16 protein-coding genes are annotated in these 19,136 nt (G+C 71.5%); 7 read left to right on the top strand and 9 right to left on the bottom strand.

Translation table 11 applies throughout. The features are described 5' to 3' along the window. Together IPL40_13190 and IPL40_13185 are read right to left on the bottom strand one after the other, a co-directional pair. Positions 1-889 (bottom strand): glycosyltransferase (locus IPL40_13190; GenBank protein ID MBK8482101.1); only part of this gene is annotated, 889 nt, incomplete at its 3' end. A gap of 81 nt (positions 890-970) precedes the next feature. Then, the gene (locus IPL40_13185) at positions 971-1,657 is read right to left on the bottom strand and encodes a hypothetical protein (protein ID MBK8482100.1); all 687 of its coding nucleotides are present in this window, start codon (positions 1,655-1,657) and stop codon (positions 971-973) included. Positions 1,658-1,801: 144 nt separating this feature from the next. Here IPL40_13185 and IPL40_13180 point away from each other — a divergent pair, with 144 nt between their 5' ends. Genes IPL40_13180 through IPL40_13170 form a run of 3 tightly spaced genes read left to right on the top strand, consistent with a single transcriptional unit; the run spans position 1,802 to position 2,804 of the window. Next, the gene (locus IPL40_13180; GenBank protein MBK8482099.1) at positions 1,802-2,122 is read left to right on the top strand and encodes a DUF883 domain-containing protein; all 321 of its coding nucleotides are present in this window, start codon (positions 1,802-1,804) and stop codon (positions 2,120-2,122) included. Then, on the top strand, positions 2,122-2,520 hold the full coding sequence (locus tag IPL40_13175) for a phage holin family protein (GenBank protein MBK8482098.1): 399 nt from the start codon (positions 2,122-2,124) through the stop codon (positions 2,518-2,520). Before IPL40_13180 ends, IPL40_13175 begins: the two co-directional genes overlap by 1 nt. Next, entirely contained in the window at positions 2,517-2,804 is a 288-nt protein-coding gene (locus IPL40_13170) for a YqjK-like family protein (protein ID MBK8482097.1), read from the top strand. The genes IPL40_13175 and IPL40_13170 overlap by 4 nt, the downstream gene beginning before the upstream one ends. A gap of 22 nt (positions 2,805-2,826) precedes the next feature. Here IPL40_13170 and IPL40_13165 read toward each other — a convergent pair whose 3' ends face one another. The 6 genes from IPL40_13165 to IPL40_13140 all read right to left on the bottom strand — a co-directional run bounded on the left by IPL40_13165 (position 2,827) and on the right by IPL40_13140 (position 13,634). Then, a complete protein-coding gene (locus IPL40_13165; protein ID MBK8482096.1) occupies positions 2,827-4,659 on the bottom strand; it encodes an aminopeptidase P family protein in 1,833 nt (610 codons plus the stop codon). A gap of 30 nt (positions 4,660-4,689) precedes the next feature. Beyond that, positions 4,690-9,267 carry a hypothetical protein gene (locus IPL40_13160; GenBank protein MBK8482095.1) on the bottom strand — a complete coding sequence of 1,526 codons (4,578 nt, stop codon included), beginning with the start codon at positions 9,265-9,267 and terminating at the stop codon, positions 4,690-4,692. Positions 9,268-9,298: 31 nt separating this feature from the next. Continuing rightward, positions 9,299-10,528, bottom strand: a complete 1,230-nt coding sequence (locus tag IPL40_13155; GenBank protein ID MBK8482094.1) for a thioredoxin domain-containing protein — start codon at positions 10,526-10,528, stop codon at positions 9,299-9,301. Then, positions 10,525-11,946: a phosphomannomutase gene (locus IPL40_13150; protein ID MBK8482093.1), complete on the bottom strand. Its 1,422-nt coding sequence runs from the start codon at positions 11,944-11,946 to the stop codon at positions 10,525-10,527. The genes IPL40_13155 and IPL40_13150 overlap by 4 nt, the downstream gene beginning before the upstream one ends. Positions 11,947-12,034: 88 nt before the next feature. Next, on the bottom strand, positions 12,035-13,171 hold the full coding sequence (locus IPL40_13145) for a mannose-1-phosphate guanylyltransferase (GenBank protein ID MBK8482092.1): 1,137 nt from the start codon (positions 13,169-13,171) through the stop codon (positions 12,035-12,037). A 142-nt stretch (positions 13,172-13,313) separates the two neighbouring features. Further along, a complete protein-coding gene (locus tag IPL40_13140) occupies positions 13,314-13,634 on the bottom strand; it encodes a hypothetical protein (GenBank protein ID MBK8482091.1) in 321 nt (106 codons plus the stop codon). Positions 13,635-13,827: 193 nt separating this feature from the next. Between IPL40_13140 and IPL40_13135 the strand changes: the two genes are divergently transcribed. Continuing rightward, complete coding sequence (locus IPL40_13135; protein MBK8482090.1) at positions 13,828-14,664, top strand: ABC transporter ATP-binding protein; 837 nt, start codon at positions 13,828-13,830, stop codon at positions 14,662-14,664. Next, on the top strand, positions 14,648-15,451 hold the full coding sequence (locus tag IPL40_13130; protein MBK8482089.1) for a heme exporter protein CcmB: 804 nt from the start codon (positions 14,648-14,650) through the stop codon (positions 15,449-15,451). Before IPL40_13135 ends, IPL40_13130 begins: the two co-directional genes overlap by 17 nt. Before the next feature lie 22 nt (positions 15,452-15,473). On the opposite strand, the gene IPL40_13125 is transcribed toward IPL40_13130, so the two are convergent. Then, positions 15,474-17,768 (bottom strand): PEGA domain-containing protein, encoded by a 2,295-nt coding sequence (locus IPL40_13125; protein ID MBK8482088.1) that lies wholly within the window; start codon positions 17,766-17,768, stop codon positions 15,474-15,476. Positions 17,769-18,286: 518 nt separating this feature from the next. On the opposite strand from IPL40_13125, the gene rplM reads away from it, so the two are divergent. Further along, positions 18,287-18,724, top strand: a complete 438-nt coding sequence (rplM, locus tag IPL40_13120) for a 50S ribosomal protein L13 (GenBank protein MBK8482087.1) — start codon at positions 18,287-18,289, stop codon at positions 18,722-18,724. Beyond that, entirely contained in the window at positions 18,724-19,119 is a 396-nt protein-coding gene (gene rpsI, locus IPL40_13115; protein ID MBK8482086.1) for a 30S ribosomal protein S9, read from the top strand. Before rplM ends, rpsI begins: the two co-directional genes overlap by 1 nt. Positions 19,120-19,136 lie beyond the last annotated feature (17 nt).

Below are 19,136 nucleotides of genomic sequence, written 5' to 3'. Positions count from 1 at the left end.
GACCAGAGCGCGAGAAGATCATCCAGCGGCGGTAGAGGCTGGCGAACTGCGGCAGCGAAAGCCCGCGCTGAATCACCGGGACGCGCAGCGGCGCCATCATGTTGCGGTAACCGACGGCGCGCACGCGCGCGCCGAGATACATATCGTCGACGAGCTGCCCCTCCGCGCTTTCGAGACCCCCGATCGCGGCGATCGTCTCGCGCCGGAAGACCATGTATTGCCCCATGATGAAGGGCAGCTCGCCTTCGTGCTTCTTCGCCGCGGCGGCTGCTGCCGCGCCGTAGAGCGCGTTGAGCAGCAGGGCGTAGCCTGCGTCACCCATCGTTTGCGGCCTCGGCGTCACGACGACCGGCGCGAAGGCTGCCCCCGCGCGCGGTGCGTTGAGCAGCGTCTCCACCAGGGCGCTGAGGGTCTCGCCGTCGGGACGGATGTCCGAGTCGGCGAAGGCGATCAACTCGCCGCGCGCGCGCGCCAGCCCTGCCAGCATCGCGTTGAGCTTGCCCGTGCGCCCGGAGGGTGGCGGGCCGCAAAAAACGATCTCGGCCACCGCCGCATCGGGGTGGCCCGTGCGCTGCTCGGCGGCGATGGCCGCGCGGGCCAGCGGCAGCGCCGGCTCGCGCTCGTCGTCGAAGACGAAGATGGTCTGCACGGCGCCTGGGTAACCGTGGGCAAAGGCAGCCGCGAGGTTTTGTTCCGCCTCAGTGTCGAGTCCGCGGATGGGCCGAATCACCGTCACAGAGGGGTAGGAGGGCAGGCGCTGGCGCGGCGGTGCAAAGCCGAGCGCCGAGCGCAGCCAGCGGTGCGAGATCCAGATCTCGAGCAGCAGGGCGCAGGCGAGCAGGCCGAGTGAGAGCTGCAGAACCAGATCGGCTTGTGACAAGTAAAGCATGTCCAACCCTCGTGCTTGAGCCTCAGCGCCGCCCGAGCGCCGCCGACCGCCGCCGGCCGCGCCCCTTCCGCGCCCCTTCCGCTACGGTCCTGTCGCCGCGGGCGAGGTGGCGCCCGCGCGCGGCAGCAGACTCCGCAGCGCGAGAAAAATCTGCGGCACCTCCTTGCCCGACCCCGAGCGGGCCAGCCACTTTGGCAGCAGACCGGCGAGATCGATGGTCGTCTGCATGCGCGCGAAGGTGGCGCGTCCGCCCTCGATCGGCTTGAGTTGCCAGCTCCCATGATGCGTCGTGACGCGCACGATCCCGTCGCGCGCGGAAGGCCCAAGTCGGGGCGCCGCGTTGTATTCGATCCAGCGCAGCTCGCCCGTGCGTCCCCAGCGCACGCGGAGGACGAAATCGCGATCGCTGATCACCGGCAGGTTGAGATGCTGGTAGACCAGCAGCCAATCACCCCCGCGCTGCAACACGCGGCTCTCTGACACCCGCTTGATCACGCCGACCTGGCGCTTGTAGTCGAGCAGCAAGGCGAGGACCTGTTCGGGCGGCGCGGCGAAGGTCCCCTCGGCGCCCAGGCGAATGATCTTCGAGGCCCCGTGTTTGAACACACGGACCCCGTCCTGTTCGCGGATCTGCTCGAACCCAGCGGTGGGCAGCGCGACCGAGAGGGGTATACGCTCGCCACGCGCCGACCCGCCGAGCGCCAGCAGCGGCGTCAGGACGAGGGCGATGCCGACGCCGGGCCAGCAAGAACGCGCGCCTAGTGACATGCTTGGTCCCCTCCCGCCGGCCACGTTTGTAGATCGGTAACGCGCGCGGCGCCAGCGCCGGCCGCTTCGCTGCGAGTTTCGCTAAGCTGGGCGGCCAACAAGTGGTAGGGTGCGAGCCTAGTTACCTGAAGGAGAGGAGAGCTGATGAGCACGAACAGGGAAGTGACGAGCGACCAGCTGGTGGCGGACCTCAAGACGGTGATGCATGACGCGGAGGCGCTGATCAAGGCCACCTCGGCCCAGACCGGCGAGAAGATCCAGGAAATCCGGGCGCGGGCCGAGGAGTCGCTGCGTCAGGCCAAGGCGCGACTGATCACGCTCGAGGAGGAAGCGATCCGGCGCGCGCGGGTCGTCGCGGATGCCACGAACGTGTACGTGCACGAGAAGCCCTGGCAGGCCGTCGGGATCGCCGCCGGCACGGGGCTTGTCCTCGGACTGCTCCTCGGACGGCGCTCCTGCGGCTGATGCTCGGGTCCCTGCAACACGATCGGGCCGCCTCCGGCCTCTTTCACTCGCTCGGCAGGCTCGGCGCGACGCTGCTCGCGATACTGCAGACGCGGCTGCAGCTCCTCACCACCGAGCTACAGGAGGAGGTGCGGTACGCGGCGGGCGTGCTGCTCTGGTCCTTCGTCGCGGCCTTTGCCGCGATGCTCGCGCTCTTCCTCGGCGCGCTCGCGGTGATCTTCGCTTTCTGGGAGACCCACCGCATGCTGGCAGCGTTCGCGATGATCGCGCTCTTCGGCGGCGTTTCACTCAGCGCGGCGCTGGTGTTGGCCAAGAGGGTGCGCGACAAGCGACCGATGCTCGACGACACGCTGGCCGAGCTCGAGAACGACCACGAGCAGCTACGGACGCGCCGGTGACCAGCGGCGGCGACGACCTTTCGGCGCGCCACCGCCACCTCTTGGCGCTGAGCGCGATTCAGCGGCGGCAGCTGGGTCAGGTCGCAGCAGAGATCGACGGCAGACTGGCGCGGGTCGATCGCGGCATTGCCCTCGTCAGGCGCCTGCTCCGCCACCCCTTGGCGATCACCGGCGGCCTTGCCCTCGTGATCTGGGTCGGGCCTCGACGCCTGCTGCGCTGGGGCAAGCGCGCGCTCGTGCTCTATTTCACGAGTCGGCGCCTGACGCGCGGCGCACGCGGCTGAGGGCCAGCGGAACTATCCACCATTAGCGGGCCGAGGCGAGCGGCGCCGTCGCCGCGCGCAGCCAGGCGCGGTCGGTAGGCACGAGCTGCGGCGCGAGCGCCCGCCGGACGCCGCGATGGTAGCCGTCGAGCCAGCGGCGCTCGGCGCGCTCGAGCAGCGCGGGCGCGATCAGCCGCCGGTCGAAGGGACAGAGGGTCAGCGGCTGGAAGGCCAAGAAGCCCGGCCGGCCCGCCGGGTCCTCGACCACCTCGACGAGGTTCTCCAGGCGAATGCCGTAGTGGCCAGGCTTGTAGTAGCCGGGCTCGATGCTGAGCAGCTGGCCCGGCTCGAGGGCAACGCCGCTGCAGCGGGCGCTGAGTGACTGTGGTCCCTCGTGGACGCTGAGGAACGAGCCCACCCCGTGGCCGGTCCCGTGGGCGTAGTCGAGCCCGACCTGCCACAGCGCCTGGCGCGCGAGCGCCTCGAGCTGCCGCCCGGCCGTGCCGCGCGGGAAGGCGCAAGAGGCCAGCGCGATATGGCCCTTGAGCACGCGCGTGTAGTGCTCGCGCTGGAGCGCCGTCGCCCTGCCGCCGAGCAGCACGGTGCGCGTCACGTCCGTCGTGCCGTCGAGATACTGGCCCCCGCTGTCGAGCAGCAGCAGGCCCCGCGGCGCCAAGGTCGCGTTGCTCGCCGGCGTCGCGCCGTAGTGCACGATGCTGCCATGCGCTGCATAGGCGACGATCGCCGCGAAGCTCTCACCGCGGTAATAGACGGAGGTGGCGCGCAGGCGCGCGAGCGTCTCGGCGACGTCCAGCTCGGTCACGACCCGGTGGCCGACGACGCGCCCGAGCCAGCTCAGCAGGCGCACCAAGGCCAAGCCGTCGCGCAGCTGGGCCTGGCGCGCGCCGGCGAGCTCGGTCGGGTTCTTCCGCGCCTGGAGCAGCGCGACGGGCGAGCGTTCGGCGACCAGCTCACAGCCACGCAGCTTGCTGAGCGTCCAAACGCTGGCGCGCGCCGGATCGATCCAGACGCGCTCGCGGCGGCTCGCCAGGGCGCGGAGGGCGGGCGCGAAGTCGTCGTAGGGGGCGAGCTCTACCGCGCCGGACAACGCCCGTTGGGCGCTGACGGCGAGCCGCGCCGGGTCGCAGAAGAGCCAGGCCTGACGCTCGCCGACGATCGCCCAGGCGACGGCGACCGGCGTATGGGCGACGTCGGTCGCCCGCAGATTGAAGAGCCAGGCGATCGCGTCGAGGGCGCCCAGCACGTGCGCGGTCGCGCGCCGCTCACGCAGCCGAGCGCGCAGGCGCAGCAGCTTCTGCGGCACCGGCTCGCCGGTGAAGCGCAGCGGATGATGGACCACCGGCGAGGCCGGTCGCGCCGGCTGGTCGCGCCAGAGCGCGTCGACGAGGTGCCCGGCGCGCAAGGCGAGGCGCGCTCCCGCGCTGCCGAGGGCGGTCGCCAGCTCGTCGGAGGCGCGCTTCGCGAGGACGCGCGCATCTGCCCCGAGCGTTTGGCCGGGGCGCAGCGTCTTCGCCAGCCACTGATGGAGCGTCGGCACCCCGGGCTGGCCCTGGCGCCAGAGCTCGACGGACGACCCGCCGAGCTCCTGCTCAGCCTGCTCGTGGTAACGGCCGTCCGTCCAAAGGCCAGCCTGCTTCAAGGTCACGACCACGTCGCCGGCAGAGCCGCTGAAGCCGGTCAACCAGCGGCGCCGCTGCCAGCACGCGGGCACGTACTCCGATTGATGGGGATCGGCGCTCGGGACCAGGTAGGCCTCGAGCCCGCGCGCACGCATCAGCGCGCGAAGGGCGGCGAGGCGTTGATCGGTCAGGCCGCCGCGCGTCGCGGTGGCCATCGGCACGACGGGATCGGCCATCATCGCTTCCCTTTCTCGGCGCGCCTGGGCTCAGCGCCGCTGAATGAGGCCGAAACGCGCCAGGGTCTCGACCCAAGGCCAGACGAGCTGCTCGACCGGATGATCATAGACCGCCCGGGCGCGGTCGCGTTCGGTCGTCAGGTACGCGACCTGCGGGCCCACCGGGGTCCAGTGGTGCGTCGCCTGTGGCAGCGAGGCCCGATCGCTGCGCGCAAAGGCCACCGTAGCCTGGTTGCTGACGCGGGTGGCGGCAGCCACGGCGTCCGCGGTCAGCACCTGGCTGTCCTGCTCGGCGCCCCCGCTCAGCTCGTTGAGTACATGATGGGTGTAGACGAGCGCGTCGGGCAACCAGGCGGTGGTCGTCAGCGCGCGCGTATGCGAGGTCGGGACCTGCGGGGCCCATTGACCATCGCGGTGCAGCAAGCGCGCGCGCTCGAGCGAGAGCGAGTGCGTACCGCTGAGCGTCGCGATCAGCGCAGGCGTGTCGAGCAACGCGCGCAGCCCGCGCAGCACCGCGCGGATCGCCGGCCAGGAGTGCGTCGCCTGGTAGGGCTTGAGCAGCCGCTCGCCGAGCACCATCGCGCGCGTCAGCTTCGCCATCGCTGCGCTGCCGTGCGGGGAGCCGTTGGCCGCGGAAAAAAGAAAATTGCGCGCGACGAGCCGATCGAGCAGGCGCTGCTGCGCCGGCGTGCCGCTGAAGAGCAGGTGCTCCGCCAGCAAGGCGTTGGCGCAGCCCTGGCTGTAGCCGAGGAGCGCGAAGGGCGTGTCAGAGCCGGCGATGGCCTCGATGATCCGCTCGGCGTTATGTTCGAGCGAGCGGCCAGTGCCCGTGGCCGCTCGCACCACCTGGATCGCACGCTCACTCGTGAGCCGCTCGAAGACCTCCGCCAGCTCGTCCCCCGCGGCGCCACCGGTCACCACGCCCATGCAGCTGATGATCGTCAGCGTGTAGCGCCCGGGCGGTGGCTCCCACAGCAGCTGCACGAGGGGATCGGCGAGCTGCTGGCGCTGATCGGCCGGGCGGGCGTAGAGCGCGCGCACGACGGCCGGGACGTCGGAGGCGTGGGGCTCGCCGGCCGAAGCGCCGGCGCGCGCCCGTAGCCAGCGCGACACGCCCGCGTCCCCACGGCGCAGGTCGCGCAGCACCGACAACACCCGCAGGGCCTCCTCGTTGCGTGCCCAGAAATGGGCGAGCCAGGGGAGCTCGAAGGCGCGTCGCTCGGCGTTCAGCAGCGCCGCGCACGCCGTGGTCGCGCGCTCGTAGCCCTGGCAGACGAGGGGGCGAGCGTCCGCGGGAGCAGCGGCGGCGAGCCAGGCCTGGCCCTGTGCATCGGCCTGTAACAAGGCCTCCTGCGCCGACTGCTGCAGCGACAGGAGCGGCGCTGGGAGCGCGAGGGGTCCGGGCACCGGATGACGTACGCGCTGCAGGTGCTGCTTGCGGGCGAGATAGGCGTCGCCCCCGGCGAGGATGCGCTCGGCGAGCAGCGAGAGCTGTTCGTAGTAGCTCTCGCGCGCCCGCGGCCCGCCGGCCAAGAAGTCCCTCTGCAGCGGTACCTCGAGCTGCAGCCTCTCCTTCAACAACGCGGCGATGTCGAAGGGCAAGAGCAGCTGATCCTGATCCTGCTCGAGGAAGGCATAGAGCGTGGCCGAGAGCACGCGGGGGCTCTGCTGGCCGAGCTCGACCAGCACTGCCCGCAACAGCTCGGGTTCGGACTGGCGCAGCAGCTCGAGCAGCAGGCGGTTGTTGAGCTGCATGCGCTGCCCTTGGCGCGGCGTGGCCAGCCCCGCGTGCCAGAGCGTCGCGAGCTCCTCGGCGCCGAGCGCGCGCGCCGCCGGACCCGTGGCGCGACGGAGGCTGAAGCCCTCGTGCAGCCCCGGCAGCCGGCCCACGGCGGTCGCGAGCAGCGGTGCAAGCACGAAGGGCTGAACGATGTGCTCGACGCCGCTGCCGCTCGCGCCGAGCTGTCGTATGCGGCGCTTGAGCTGCGCCACGAAGCGCAGCCGTCGCACCACCTCGTCGCCCCAGCGCCGGGCGTCCGCCCGCGCGAGCAGATACTCGAGCTGCTCGAGCGAGAGATCGGGCGCCAGCCGCGCGATCTCGGCGAGCTGGCCGCGATCCGGCACGGGCGCCTCAGCGCGCCGGTAGATTTCGGCCGCGCTGGGTAGCTGCGCCAGCGCCGCGGTGTGGCTCGACTGCTCGACCAAGGGGAGCTCTGGCTCGGCCGTGCCGGCGCCGAGCGGTTCTCCGGCGCGCAGGAGGTAGTCGACCCAGCCGAGCAGCGCACCGAGCTCGAAATCGATGTCGAGCGCGCCGAGCTCCCGGATCAGCAAGGGCTTGGCCAGCGCCTGTGGGACGCCGCGGCCCTGCGCCGCCGCGTCGAGGATCGGCTGGAGCTCGTCGACCATCGCCGCCGTGCCGATCAGCAGCAGCGAGAGGAAGCGCGCCAGCGCGCCGGGCGCGAGCAGGTCCGCGGGCTGCTGCAGACCCTCGCGCCGCAGGATCTGACGCGCCGTCAGCGCGAGCAGGCGCAGATCCGCAACGCGCGCTGCCAGCGGCGGTGAAAGCGCGTCGAGCACCGGCATCACCTGGGCGAAGCGGGCGTCGGCGAAGAGCAGGCGATACCACTCGGGCAGCTCGCGGGTGGGGTTGAGCAGCGCGTTGACGTAGTGCACGTCACTCAGGTCCGCGGCCGGCGAACGCAGGGTCCAATGGCCGATCGGGTCGAGGCGCAGCGCCAGCGCCGCCCGACGCTCGCGTGAGGAGGACGCCAGGGGTAATGCTTGCGCAGCCGCGCCGGGCCGCGCGGCCTGCAGCAGCAGGGGCGCGCCGCCGAGGTCCCAGGTCAGATCGAGGTCGCAGGGAAGCAGGCCTCTCTCGTCGACACCGCCGGCCAGCAGGTTCAGAGCAAGGGTCATACCCGCGGGTGCGCTCAGCGAGCGACCATCGAGCGCCAAGCCCGCCGCCTCGAGGACCAGCGCACAACGGGTTCCGCTCAGGTCAAAGCCAAGCACGTCGCTGCCGCGCGCGCGATCGCGCCGAGGCCGCGCCCGCAGTCGCAGCGCCAGCGTGCCGTCGGCCGCACCCCGAAGGGTGCCGTCGCGCAGCTCGAGCTCCGGTACCGGTGTCATCTTGCCTTCGACGCGATGCGTGAGGCGCCCCTCGAGCTGCGCCAGGAGGCCGGGCGCGGCGGCGTCGGGCAGGGCATGCTCGATCCGCAGCGAGCCCTCGAAGCGCTCCTCGAGGCGCAGGTCGCCGCGGTCGAGCGAAAGCAGCGCGCCCGGTGCGATCGTCGCCGCGAGGGTGGCACCCGGTTCGCCGGCGACGCCAAGGCGGCCGTCGTCGAGGTCGAGCCGCAGGCGGCCGTGCAGCGCATGAACGGCCAGAGCGGCGGTCAACCGCGTCTCCCCGCGACACCAGGGATGGCGACGTAGCACCTGCAGGACGAAGGGGGGCAGCGCGCTGGGGCTCAGCACCTCGAGCAGCACGCTCCCGCGCGGCCGGCCGCGGGGCCGGGCCCTGCCGTGGGCAGGGGCCACCGCCCTGGGACCGAAATCCAGCGCAGCGCTGCCCCGCAGCTCGGTGCGCTGTGTCAGGCCGTTGAGGCGTAGCCTCTCGACCGAGATCTGGAGCGCCTCGGCCTCGATGCTCGCGGTCAGACCGAGCTCGAAGGCCAGCGACTCGCTGTCTCCGAGACGAAGCTCGCTTTGTACGCCGTCCGTCCCCTGCTCGCGCACGACGACGGGCGGCGGCTGCAGCCGACCGCTGATCCAGCTATCGAGGCGCCGCAGCCAGCGCAGGCCCGCCTCGGTGATCCGCGGCGCCGTCGCCGGTCCGACGGCCTGCCGAGTCCAAGCGAAGAGCAGGGTGATCAAGGGCGCCAGCTCCGGCGACCAGCTCCGATGCAGGGCCAGCGGCAGGGGCAGATCGCGCAGGCGGAGGGCCCGTTGCTCGAAGAGGCGCAGCGCCACGTCGCCGCGGAGCTGCAGCGCGGCGGACTTCGCCTCGGTCGTCAAATCCAGCCCATGGAGCTCGAGCGTCAGGGCGTGCCCGACGCCTCGCAGTGCGCGCCCCGCGAGCCAGCGTGCCGCCCGGGGCAGCCGCGGCTCGACCGTCGCGAGCAGCGCCCGCAGCCACGGCATCGACTCCTGCAGTTGGCTGAGGCCCGCGCTTCCCACCGCCGACGAGACGCGCAGCGGTGGCTCGCAGCGCAGCGCGGCTGTGCGTAGCTCCAAGACGCCCTGTGGCGAGTGAGCGACTGCCCCCCGCCAGGTGACGCGCGTTCCCTCGACCCACTGCAGCTCGACGAGCGGCAGGGCGGTGCGCGGCAGCGTCACCTCCCCCGCTCGCAGCTCGAAGACGAGCTCGACCTGAGCGTGCTGGAGCGGCGCCAGCGCGCCGCTGAGGTGCAGCTCGGCGCGCCGAGACACCCGCAGGGGAGCGAAGGCGAGCGGCCCGTCAGCAGGCCCCTCGGGCCGGCGAAAGGTGATCGTCAGCGCCGGGTCGCCGGCCAGCGTGGCGCTGAGCGCGAGGGACTCGAGCAGGGGGAGGGCGCTCGGCGGCGCCGCAGGTCTTCGAGCGGAGCGCTCCGAGGTGGGCCGCCGACTCATCGGCGCGGCAGCGGCGCAGAGGGTGCTCGCCTCACGGGCGGGGGGATGGCGGCGAGGCGCGGGATCCCGCCTTGGGCCCGATCAACCCGGCGATCTTCTGCTGCCACCACGCCAGGTCGCGCAGCCCGATTATCTCCTCGCCGTTGAGGAAGAAGGTCGGCGTGCCCTTGAGCTTGCGCCGGATCCCTTCCTCGATATCCTTCAGCAGCTGGCTGCGCATCTCCGGGCTCTGGGCACAGCGCGCGAGCTTGTCTGCGCGAAGACCCAGCCGCTCGGCGTGGCGGGCGAAGTCCTCCGCGCTGAAGGGATCGCGCTGGTGGTAGAGCAGCGCCGCGAAGGGGCCGAACTTCTGCTCCTTGGCGGCACAGCGGGCCTGCAGCGCCGCGGCACAGGCCGACGAGTGAAAGGGCTGGTCGATGCTCCGATTGCACGCCTCGTCGAGCGGGAAGTCGTGATGCTCGAAGCGCAGGCGTCCGGCGTAACGCCGCTGCAGCTCGACCAGGACCGCATGCGCGCGCTTGCAGACGCCACACTCGAAGTCGGAGAACTCGACGATGCGGATCGGTGCGTCGGCCGGTCCGAGCACCAGCCCTGCAGCCGTCGAATGGGGGATCGCGAGCTGCCCGTCGGCAGAGCGCTGCACCGCCGGAGCGCCGAGCAGCGGTGGCAACCAGATCAGCTGCGAAACGACGCCCGCGAGCAGGGCGGTGACCAGGGCCATCGCGCGCGGCCGCGCTGCCCATTGGCCGAGCTCGCTCAGGCCACCCCAGATCAGCGCGCGCAGCCGACCGCGGTGGACCAGCAGTAGCAGCAGCAGCACGGTCACGTTGATCGCGTAGAGCGCGCAGCAGAGCACGCAGACGGCGCGCAACCGAAAGAACGCGAGATAGGCCATCGTCAAGCTCACGGGCAAGGCCAGCAGCATCGCCCAAACGGCGAGCGTGGCCCAGCGGGAAATCGGCCAGCCGCGCCCGAGGGCCAGCAGCACGACGATTGCGGTCAGAGCGTAGAACTCCAGGCCGAAGGCGGCCATCGGCACGCCCAGCAGGCTGGCGTAGGGGCTCGCGGCGACCGTGGTGCAGCTCGCCGTCTCGCTGAGATTGCAGAAGCTGTCGACGTTCTCTGGCCCGGCCTGCGCCACCGCGACGTGCAAGCGGAGCAAGTAGGCGCTGAGCGCCGCTGCGGCCAAGAGCAGCGCGACGACGAGCAGCGCGAGTCCGCTGCGCTGAGGTTCCGGCACGGTATTCGCCCGTGCGCTCATCCGTGGCCGTCCGCGCTCGCTGCAGCACTGAGAGCGAAGGGCTCGAGCAACGCTAGCACCTCGGCGGTCTTCTCTTGCATCAGTGCGGCGTCGCCGCGCGACTCGACGTTGAGCCGCACGAGCGGCTCGGTGTTCGACGTGCGCAGGTTGAAGCGCCACTGCGGGAACTCGAAGCTGATGCCGTCGGTGCGCTCGATGATCCCGCCCTGTCCCTGCTGGTGCTGTCCCTGATAGTGGGCCACGACCGCCGCCAGCGCCTGCTCGGGCGCGCCGAGGCGGCGATTGATCTCACCGCTTGCCGGGAACCTGCGCATCCGCTCGCCGACCAGCTGCGAGAGCGGTCCCTGCTCGCTGATCGCCTGCGCCACCAGCAGCCAGGGGATCATGCCGCTGTCGCAGTAGAAGAACCGGCGGAAGTAGTGGTGCGCCGACATCTCGCCGCCATAGACCGCGTCGACCGCGCGCATCTTCTCCTTGATGAACGCGTGGCCGCTGCGGCTAAGGATGGCGCTGCCCCCTGCGGCGCCGACGAGATCGAGCGTGTTCCAGGTCAGGCGCGGATCGAAGATGATCTTGCCGCCGGGCGCCTCGCGCAGCGCCATCTGGGCCAGTAGGCCGACGATGTAGTAGCCCTCGATGAAGCCCCCGTGCTCGTCGAACAAGAAGCAGCGGTCGAAGTCACCGTCCCAGGCCACGCCGAGGTCCGCCCCATTCGCGCGCACAGCGTCGGCGGTGACGCCGCGATTCTCCTCGAGCAGCGGATTGGGCACGCCCGCGGGAAACTCGCCATTGGGCTCGTGTTGCAGGCGGACGAGCTCGAAGGGCAGGTGTGCGGCCAGCGCATCGAGCACGGGTCCGGCGCAGCCGTGCCCCGGATTGGTGACGATCTTCAGCGGTCGCAGGGTCTCGCGGCGGACATAGCCCAGCAGGTGTTCGAGGTAAGCCTGATTGACCGAGACGTCCTCGACGCGTCCGCGCCCGCCGCGCTCGGCGAAGTGACCCCTGCGCACGCACTCCTCGATTTGCTGCAGCCCGGTGTCGGCGCTGATCGGGCGCGAGCCAGCGCGCACCATCTTCATGCCGTTGTAGTCCTTCGGGTTGTGACTGGCCGTCACCATGATGCCGCCGTCGGCGCCGAGGTGCGCCGTGGCGAAATAGACCTCCTCGGTGCCACACATCCCGATGCGCTGAACGTCGACGCCGCTGGCGGTCAGGCCCTCGATCAGCGCCTCGACCAGCGCGGGTCCAGAGAGCCGCACGTCGTAGCCAACCACGACGCGGCCCGGCTGAATCACCGTCGCGTAGGCGCGGCCGATGCGCTCCGCCAGCCCCTCGTTGAGCTCGTCGGGCAGCCGCCCGCGGACATCGTAGGCCTTGAAGGCCACCAGCCGTCCATCGCTGTTGAGTGCGCCGATCATCTCGCCCTTGGCCTTCGCAGTCATCGATCATGCTCCTGCGCCCGTGCCACGGCCGGTGCGCGGCGCGACGCGGACCCGAGTCGGAAGCCTACTTCAGCTCGTCGGCCAAACCACGCACGAGCTGCTTGATCCCCTCAGCGCGCGCGCGCGTCGTAACCAGCGTCCGGTTGCCGGCGCGGACGACGATCAGGTCGCGCACCCCGACCAGCGCAATATGCTCGCGGGGATCGTCGCAGAAGGCCAGGTTGCCCTCCGCCTCGAGCACATGGAGCTGACCACGCGCTGCGTTGTCGAAGGGATCGTGTTCGAGGAAGTCCGCGAGCGCGATCCAGCCACCGACGTCGCTCCAGGCGAAGGTCGCCTCGACGCAATGAACCTGTCGCGCGTGCTCCATCACCGCGTAGTCGATGGAGATCGGGCGCAGCGGCTCGAAGGCGCGACGCAGCTCCGCGGCGAAGTCCACCGTGCCGTCGGCGGCGACCGCTCGCTCGAGCGCCGCAAGGTGGTCGGGCAAGCGTTGCTCGAGCTCCTCGAGGATCGCCGTCGTCGTCCAGACGAAGATCCCGCTGTTCCAGCAGTAATCACCGGCCTCCAGGTAGTCGCTGGCCGTCTCCGCGTTCGGCTTCTCGCGGAATTGCAGCAGGCGAAAGTGCGCCACCTGATCGGCGCTGGGGAGCCGCTCGCCGAGTTGCAGGTAGCCATAGCTCGTGGCCGGATAGGTTGGCCGAATGCCGAAGGTGTAAAGCGCCTGGGGATGCCTGCGAGCGCCGCCCGCCGCCGAGAGCAGCGCGCGCTGAAAGGCCGCGGGCGGCGAGATGTAGTGGTCGGCGGTGAGCACTGCCAGCACCGGATTGCCGAAGCGGCGCCGGCAGAGCAGCGCGGCCAGCGCAGTGGCGGCGGCGGTGTCGCGCCGGCACGGCTCACCGATCACGTTGTCGGCGGGGAGCTCCGGTAGCTGCTCGCGCACGAGATCGACGAAGGATGCGGCCGTGAGCACCAGGATCCGCTCGCGCGGCACCAGCTCGGCGACGCGATCGTAGCTCTGCTGCAGCAGCGTTCGCGTGCCGATCAGGCGCAGAAACTGCTTGGGACGGGCTTCGGTGCTGACGGGCCAGAAGCGCGTGCCCGCACCGCCGGCCATGATCACGACCACGAGATCGTGCGTCTCCGCGTTCGTCGGCTTGGGCACCGACCCGGGCAAAGGCACGGGGATCTGCTGCGCCATGGGCTCGTGCGCCTCGTCGACCGGCGCTCCGACGGTCTAGCCGGTCGTAGCCGGTCCGAAACCTCGCGGTTCGAAACCTCGCAGTGGGAAACCTCGCGGTCGGAAGCCTTGCTGGGCGGCGCCGCGCCACCGCCCGCCGCCTTCAGCTCGGTTGTCCACGCCCGGCGGTTGCGCCACCATTCTCGATCCGCCGCTCGATCGCGCCGCAGCGCGCCTCGACGCGCCGGAGGGTCCCCTCGAGGCTCTGCTCGAGCTCCGTCAAATCCCCGCGGGTGGCGAGGCGCAGCACGGAGGCGACCCCGCCCACCTTGCGATCGAACTCGCTCTCGACGCGACCCTTGAGCTCAAGGCCCTTGGTAATCGCGCCGAGCAGGCGCGGATCGGCCATCATTCGTGCCACGGAGGGATTGGAGAGCAACCGCATCCCGCGCCGCAGCGCCTCTTGTCTCAGCTTGTCCAGCATCGTATCCCTCGCCAGGTTCCGCGCATGCTTGCCACGAGGGCAAAGCGGGTGTCAACGGCCGCGCGGGGTCTCGTTCCCGGCGGCGCCGGCCGCGTCGCGGGGAGGCGACCCGGGCCCCCCCTGCTCGACCAGGTTGCTGGACCATGTTGCTTTCGCTAAGGCGCCCTTCTGTGCTAACCGGGCCACCTCGACCATGGACGCAGGGATCTCCAGCGCGACGATCAGCCCCGTACGCCTGGTGGGCCTGCGCAAGGTCTATCGACGGCACGCGGCCCTCGCCGGCGTCGACGGCGAGTTGGCTGCGGGACAGGTCAGCGTGCTGATGGGTCCGAACGGCGCCGGGAAGTCGACGCTGCTGGGGATCTTGAGCACGTTGGCCCGCCCCACCGGCGGCGAGGTGTTCTTCGGGTCATGGTCGCACGCGCAGGCCGAGCGCAGTCTGCGCCAGACGATCGGGTTTCTCGGCCATGCGCCGCTGCTCTACCCTGACCTCTCGGCCCGCGAGAACCTGATGTTCTTCGGCCGTCTCTATCGACTGGCCGCGCTCCCGGCGCGCGTCGAGGCCTGGCTCGCGCGGACCGGGATGCTAGCGGCAGCCGACCGCCCCGTGCGCCAGCTCTCGCGGGGCATGGCGCAGCGTGTCGCCCTCGGCCGCGCCCTCCTGCACCGGCCAGCGCTGCTGCTGCTGGACGAACCCTTCACCGCGCTCGACCGCGGCGGCGTCGCGCTGCTGCGCGAGGTGATCCGCGCGCTGCGCGCGGCGGGCGGACGGTGGTGCTGGCGACCCATGACGCCGAGGCGGTGGGGAGCCTCTGCGACCAACTCTGGGTGCTCAAGCGGGGACGCGTCGTGGCGCGACGCAGCGGCACCAACCTCGCGGGGAGCGCGCTGCTCGACTGCTACCACGAGGCGGTGGGCGAGGCGCTCGGGGGCGGGCCACTGCCCGCGGCGACCGAGGCCTCGGGGGACGATTCAGCGAGCGCCGGACGACAGGGGGAAGGAATGGACGCCCCATGGGTCTGAGGGCTAACGAGCCCAACGCCCGCCACCCTTCACGGGCGGCCGAGGCGCCACGCCTGGCAGCGCAGGCGCCCGGGCAGGGCAGCGCCGAGCCTGCGCCGCCGCAGGGTGAGCTGCGCTTGCTCGCCGGGCACACCCTGCAAATCCTGCTCAAGGACCTGCGCCAGGAGTGGCGATCGCGCGAGATCGTCTACACGATGACGCTCTTCGCCGCGCTGCTGGTGATGATCTTCTCCTTCGCCTTCATCGAGCAGGGTGAGCCGATGACTGGCGTCGCTGCTGGGATCTTGTGGGTCGCGGTCGCGTTCGCGGGCACCCTGGCGCTCGGGCGCTACTTCGAGCGTGAGCGCGAGGCCGAGACGATCACGGCGCTGCTGCTGAGCCCCGCGAGCCGCGCGGCAATCTACCTGGCCAAGCTCTTGGGCATCACCGTCTTCATGCTGATCACCGAGGCCGCGCTCCTCCCGCTGCTGATCGTGCTCTTCGAGATCGAGATCGCCGCGCCAGGCCTGCTCGTCGCCCTGCTGCTGCTCGGAACCGTCGGCTTCGCCGCGGTCGGCTCGCTCTTCGCCGCCGGGCTGATGCGCTCCAACAGCCGAGAGGTGCTGCTCAGCGTGCTGACCTTCCCGATCGTCCTGCCCGTGATCATCGCCGGGGCCAAGGGCACCGCGGCCCTGATCGTGAGCCCGGCCGAGCTGCCGGCGGCCCTGCTCTGGATCAAGCTGATGCTCGCCTTCGACGCCATCTTCGTCGTGCTCTCACTGTGGGCCTTTGGGCCCTTGGTGAGCAGCGAGTGAGCGCGAGCAGCCACCGCGAAGGTCAGCGGCGCCGGAGCTCGCCCTCGACGCGGCCGCGGGGGATCTCGACCGCAGGACGCGCGCGGCGCGGGGCAGCGCGACGGCCTCGCGGTCGCGCCGGTGGCGCTGGCAGCGGCTGGAGCTCGACCTCGAGCATGCCGGCGAGGCTCGCCGCCTCGTGATCGTCGATGGTGCGCAGGGCGTCGAGGTAGCCGTCGTGGCGCAGGCGCAGCGTGTGCGCTTCCCCGCGCCGGAGGTCGTCCAGGCGCAGCGGCGTCGTTCCGCGGCGTGTTCCGTTGACGAAGAGGGCAGCACCCGCTGGACGCGTCGCGACCGCGAGCGAGAAGCGCTCCGCGACGCGTAGGGGATCGAGGGTGACGAGCAGGCGTAGCCGCTCACCGCGACGCAAGCGCACTACGCGCGTGGCGGCGCGATAGCCCTCGGCGGTGAAGACCAGCGTGTGGTCTTCACCGGCGGCGACGTCGCTGAGGACCAGCGGTGTCTCGCCGAGTGGCTGTTGGCCCTCGCGATAGACCCGCGCCGCCACCGGCTCGGTGCGCAGCTCGATCACGGTGGCGAGGCCATCGCGCCCACTATTTCGCTCACCATCGCGCGCACCATTGCGCCAAGCACGCCAGCCGACGGCGGCGAGCGCGACGACGAGGAGCACCCCGGCAGACCAGGCCAGCGGCGCCCAGGCCGAGCGGGCACGCGGTAGCAGGTCGGTGGTCGTCGTCCGCTGCGCGGCGCCCCGCCGCTGAGCGCGCGCCGGCAGGGGGGCCTCCTCGCTTACCGCCGCGGGCGGGGCCGGCATGGGCGCGCCACGCTCGTTGGCCGGCGGCGGAAGGGCGCTCGGCGTGGCCGGACGCGGCGCCACGACCACGCGCGGCGCCGTGTCGGAGAGGGCCTCGAGGAAGTCCTCATACTCGTCGCGTTCGGTGGAACCCGAGGCGCTCGCAGGTGCCGCATCGGCGCCGAGGGACCGCGCCGCCCGGTGGGCGGTCGCGACGGCCCCATCCCGCGGGGGGTCGTGCCGCGGGGCCTCGTCCTGCGGGGCCTCGTCCTGCGCGGAGGCCCGCACCAGGCCTGCCATCACCTCGCGGGCGGCTTCGACCGTCGGAACCTCGTCGAGGAAGGACTCCGCGGCCTCCGCGTCGTAGGGCTCGTGCGCGTCGTAGGGCTCGTGCGCGTCGTAGGGCTCGTGCGCGTCGTAGGGCTCGTGCGCGCGATCCGCCTCGGCCTCAACGTCGAGCGGCCGCAGCGCCCACGGCGCCGTGCTCCCCCGGCCGAGCGGCTCCGCCGCAGCCCCTGGGGCGGACGTCGCACCCTCCGCGCAGGGGATCACCTCTGCCAGCCAGCGCGCCAGCGCCGGCGCCCCCTCTGACCAATGCTGCGCGCGCGTCACTTGGTCGAGCGCGTGCTCCAGTTCTTGCGCGCTGCCGTAGCGTTGCTCGACGCTCCGCTCCAGCGCCCTCATGGCGACGGTCCCCAGCACCGGAGGGATCCCGTCAGAGTCCCCGCCGAGCGGCGCGACCGGCTCGCTCAGCAGCGCCTCGCGGGTGGCGGCCTCCGTCGCGCGCAGGAAGAGCGGCCGCCCCGCAAGCAGCTCGTAGAGCAGCACGCCCAAGGAGAAGACGTCGCTGCGGCCGTCGAGGGGCTCGCCCCGCGCTTGCTCCGGTGACGCATAGGCCGGAGCGCTGCTGAGCCCGCCGGCCAAGGTCGCGGTCGCTGCCGCCGCCGCAAGCCAGGCGCCGCTGAGCTTGACCTCACCACCCGCACCCAGCCGCACGTTTGTCGGCTCCACGCCACCATGCGCCTGCGATGACGCGTCACCTGACACGGTGCTCTGCCACTGCTGCACGGCCCGACAAAGGCAGGCCACGACATAGACGGCGAGGCCCGCCGTTGGCCCTCTACCGCTGGCCTGTGCGGCGGCCAGCACGGCGTCGAGGTCGTGGCCAGGTAGGTGTTCGAGCGCGACGATGCACTCGTCGGAGCTCTCAATAACCTCGATCACCGAGAGGAGCTGCGGATGTTCCAGGCGCGCCCCGCGCCGGGCTGCGCCGACGAAGGCTGCCCTGACGCCGGCGAGCTGGGTGAACTCGGGCCGCAGCCGCTCCAACCTTCGCAGGGGTTCGGCGCTGCTCAGGCCACTGCCTTCGCGCGCGAGCAGACGCTCCGCCAGCGCCGAGGTGCCTGCCGGGCCTGGGGCGTACGAATCCGCGACGCGCGCAGAGGCCTCCGGCGAGGCCCCGAGCGCGGGACCGTGCACCAGCTCGTACTTCCCCAAGAGGCGCACGGCACGCTCCTCGCGCACGGATCGGATCATGGATCGGCCCGGTGCCTGCCCCCCAAGAGCGGACACGCGCCGCAAGCAGGCTAGCGCGGCCTCGACTGCCGTGCAAAAAACGCCGGTCCGGTGCGCATTAAGCGCCAGGCCCGTGGTAGCGCCCCAGCGCGTGATCCGCCTTGCTTGACACTCAGGCGTGACCGGGCTACACGTCCTGCCGCCGCGTGGGGCCCTGCGCCGCGCGCTAGCGTCGGCGTCGGATCCCGTGGGATACGCTGCCCCAGGCCGCAGCGCGATGCCGGCCAGGCCTGTCCTGTGGCGGTCCGGCGAGCTGGTGTGGTGGGGTGTTCTGGCTAGACGGTGCGGCTGGACGGTGCGGCTGGACGGTGCGGCTGGACGGTGCGGCTGGACGGTGCGGCTGGACGGTGCGGCTGGACGGTGCGGCCGGACGGTGCGGCCGGGTGGTGCGGCCGGGTGGTGCGCTAGGTGATTTAGTTAGAGGTCACTGGGTTGGATCTCACTGCGAGAAATGCACGATGAACGCGATGCTTCGAAAGACCTATAGCGCGCACCCGAACGAGGTGCCGGTGCAATGGCTGCTCGTCGATCTTGAGGGACGCACCCTGGGCCGTGTGGCTTCGGAGATCGCCCGGATCCTGCGCGGCAAGCATAAGGCCCAGTTCACGCCGCATGTCGACACAGGCGACTTCGTCGTCGCCGTCAACGCCGAGAAGATCCACCTGACCGGGGACAAGCTGAGCAGCAAGCGCTACTACCGTCACAGCCAGCATCCGGGCGGGATGAGCAGCTTGAGCGCCGCCGAGATGCTGGCGCGCAAGCCCGGTGAGGTCCTGCGCCTGGCGGTGCGCGGCATGCTGCCGAAAAACACCCTCGGACGGCAGCTTCTGCGGAAACTCAAGATTTACGCGGGCGCGAACCACCCGCATGCGGCGCAGCAGCCCAAGGCAGTGGAGATCCATTGATGTCACAGACGGAACGGTACTACGGCACGGGTCGGCGGAAGACGGCGGTCGCGCGCGTGTGGTTGCGGCCCGGAGCCGGTCAGATCGTCGTCAACGGCCGCCCGGTCGAGGAGTATTTCCCGCGCTTCGCGGGCCGAGCAGCGCTGCTGCAGCCGCTGCAGCTGACCGAGACCGAAGGCAAGTTCGATGTCACGGTCAATGTCTGTGGCGGCGGTGAGAACGGGCAGGCGGGCGCCGTGCGGCACGGCATCAGTCGCGCGCTGCTCGAGTTCAACGCCGAGACGCGCGGCGAGCTGAAGAAGGCGGGCCTGCTGACGCGAGACGCTCGCGCCAAGGAGCGCAAGAAATACGGTCAGCCGGGCGCTCGCAAGCGCTACCAGTTCAGCAAGCGCTGATTTCGATCCTCTTCGGA

Source organism: Pseudomonadota bacterium (assembly GCA_016711215.1).
In the GTDB taxonomy this organism is placed as follows: Bacteria; Myxococcota_A; Polyangia.
This window is presented reverse-complemented; position numbering and strand designations above follow the sequence as displayed.

Excerpts from the sequence above, each read along its gene's own strand:
- IPL40_13135 (MBK8482090.1), top strand. The coding sequence starts at position 13,828 with ATGGACGCAGGGATCTCCAGCGCGACGATCAGCCCCGTACGCCTGGTG.
- IPL40_13140 (MBK8482091.1), bottom strand. The coding sequence starts at position 13,634 with ATGCTGGACAAGCTGAGACAAGAGGCGCTGCGGCGCGGGATGCGGTTG.
- IPL40_13175 (MBK8482098.1), top strand. The coding sequence starts at position 2,122 with ATGCTCGGGTCCCTGCAACACGATCGGGCCGCCTCCGGCCTCTTTCAC.
- IPL40_13160 (MBK8482095.1), bottom strand. The coding sequence starts at position 9,267 with ATGAGTCGGCGGCCCACCTCGGAGCGCTCCGCTCGAAGACCTGCGGCG.
- IPL40_13130 (MBK8482089.1), top strand. The coding sequence starts at position 14,648 with ATGGGTCTGAGGGCTAACGAGCCCAACGCCCGCCACCCTTCACGGGCG.
- IPL40_13155 (MBK8482094.1), bottom strand. The coding sequence starts at position 10,528 with ATGAGCGCACGGGCGAATACCGTGCCGGAACCTCAGCGCAGCGGACTC.
- rplM (MBK8482087.1), top strand. The coding sequence starts at position 18,287 with ATGCTTCGAAAGACCTATAGCGCGCACCCGAACGAGGTGCCGGTGCAA.
- IPL40_13185 (MBK8482100.1), bottom strand. The coding sequence starts at position 1,657 with ATGTCACTAGGCGCGCGTTCTTGCTGGCCCGGCGTCGGCATCGCCCTC.
- rpsI (MBK8482086.1), top strand. The coding sequence starts at position 18,724 with ATGTCACAGACGGAACGGTACTACGGCACGGGTCGGCGGAAGACGGCG.
- IPL40_13165 (MBK8482096.1), bottom strand. The coding sequence starts at position 4,659 with ATGGCCGATCCCGTCGTGCCGATGGCCACCGCGACGCGCGGCGGCCTG.
- IPL40_13145 (MBK8482092.1), bottom strand. The coding sequence starts at position 13,171 with ATGGCGCAGCAGATCCCCGTGCCTTTGCCCGGGTCGGTGCCCAAGCCG.
- IPL40_13180 (MBK8482099.1), top strand. The coding sequence starts at position 1,802 with ATGAGCACGAACAGGGAAGTGACGAGCGACCAGCTGGTGGCGGACCTC.
- IPL40_13150 (MBK8482093.1), bottom strand. The coding sequence starts at position 11,946 with ATGATCGGCGCACTCAACAGCGATGGACGGCTGGTGGCCTTCAAGGCC.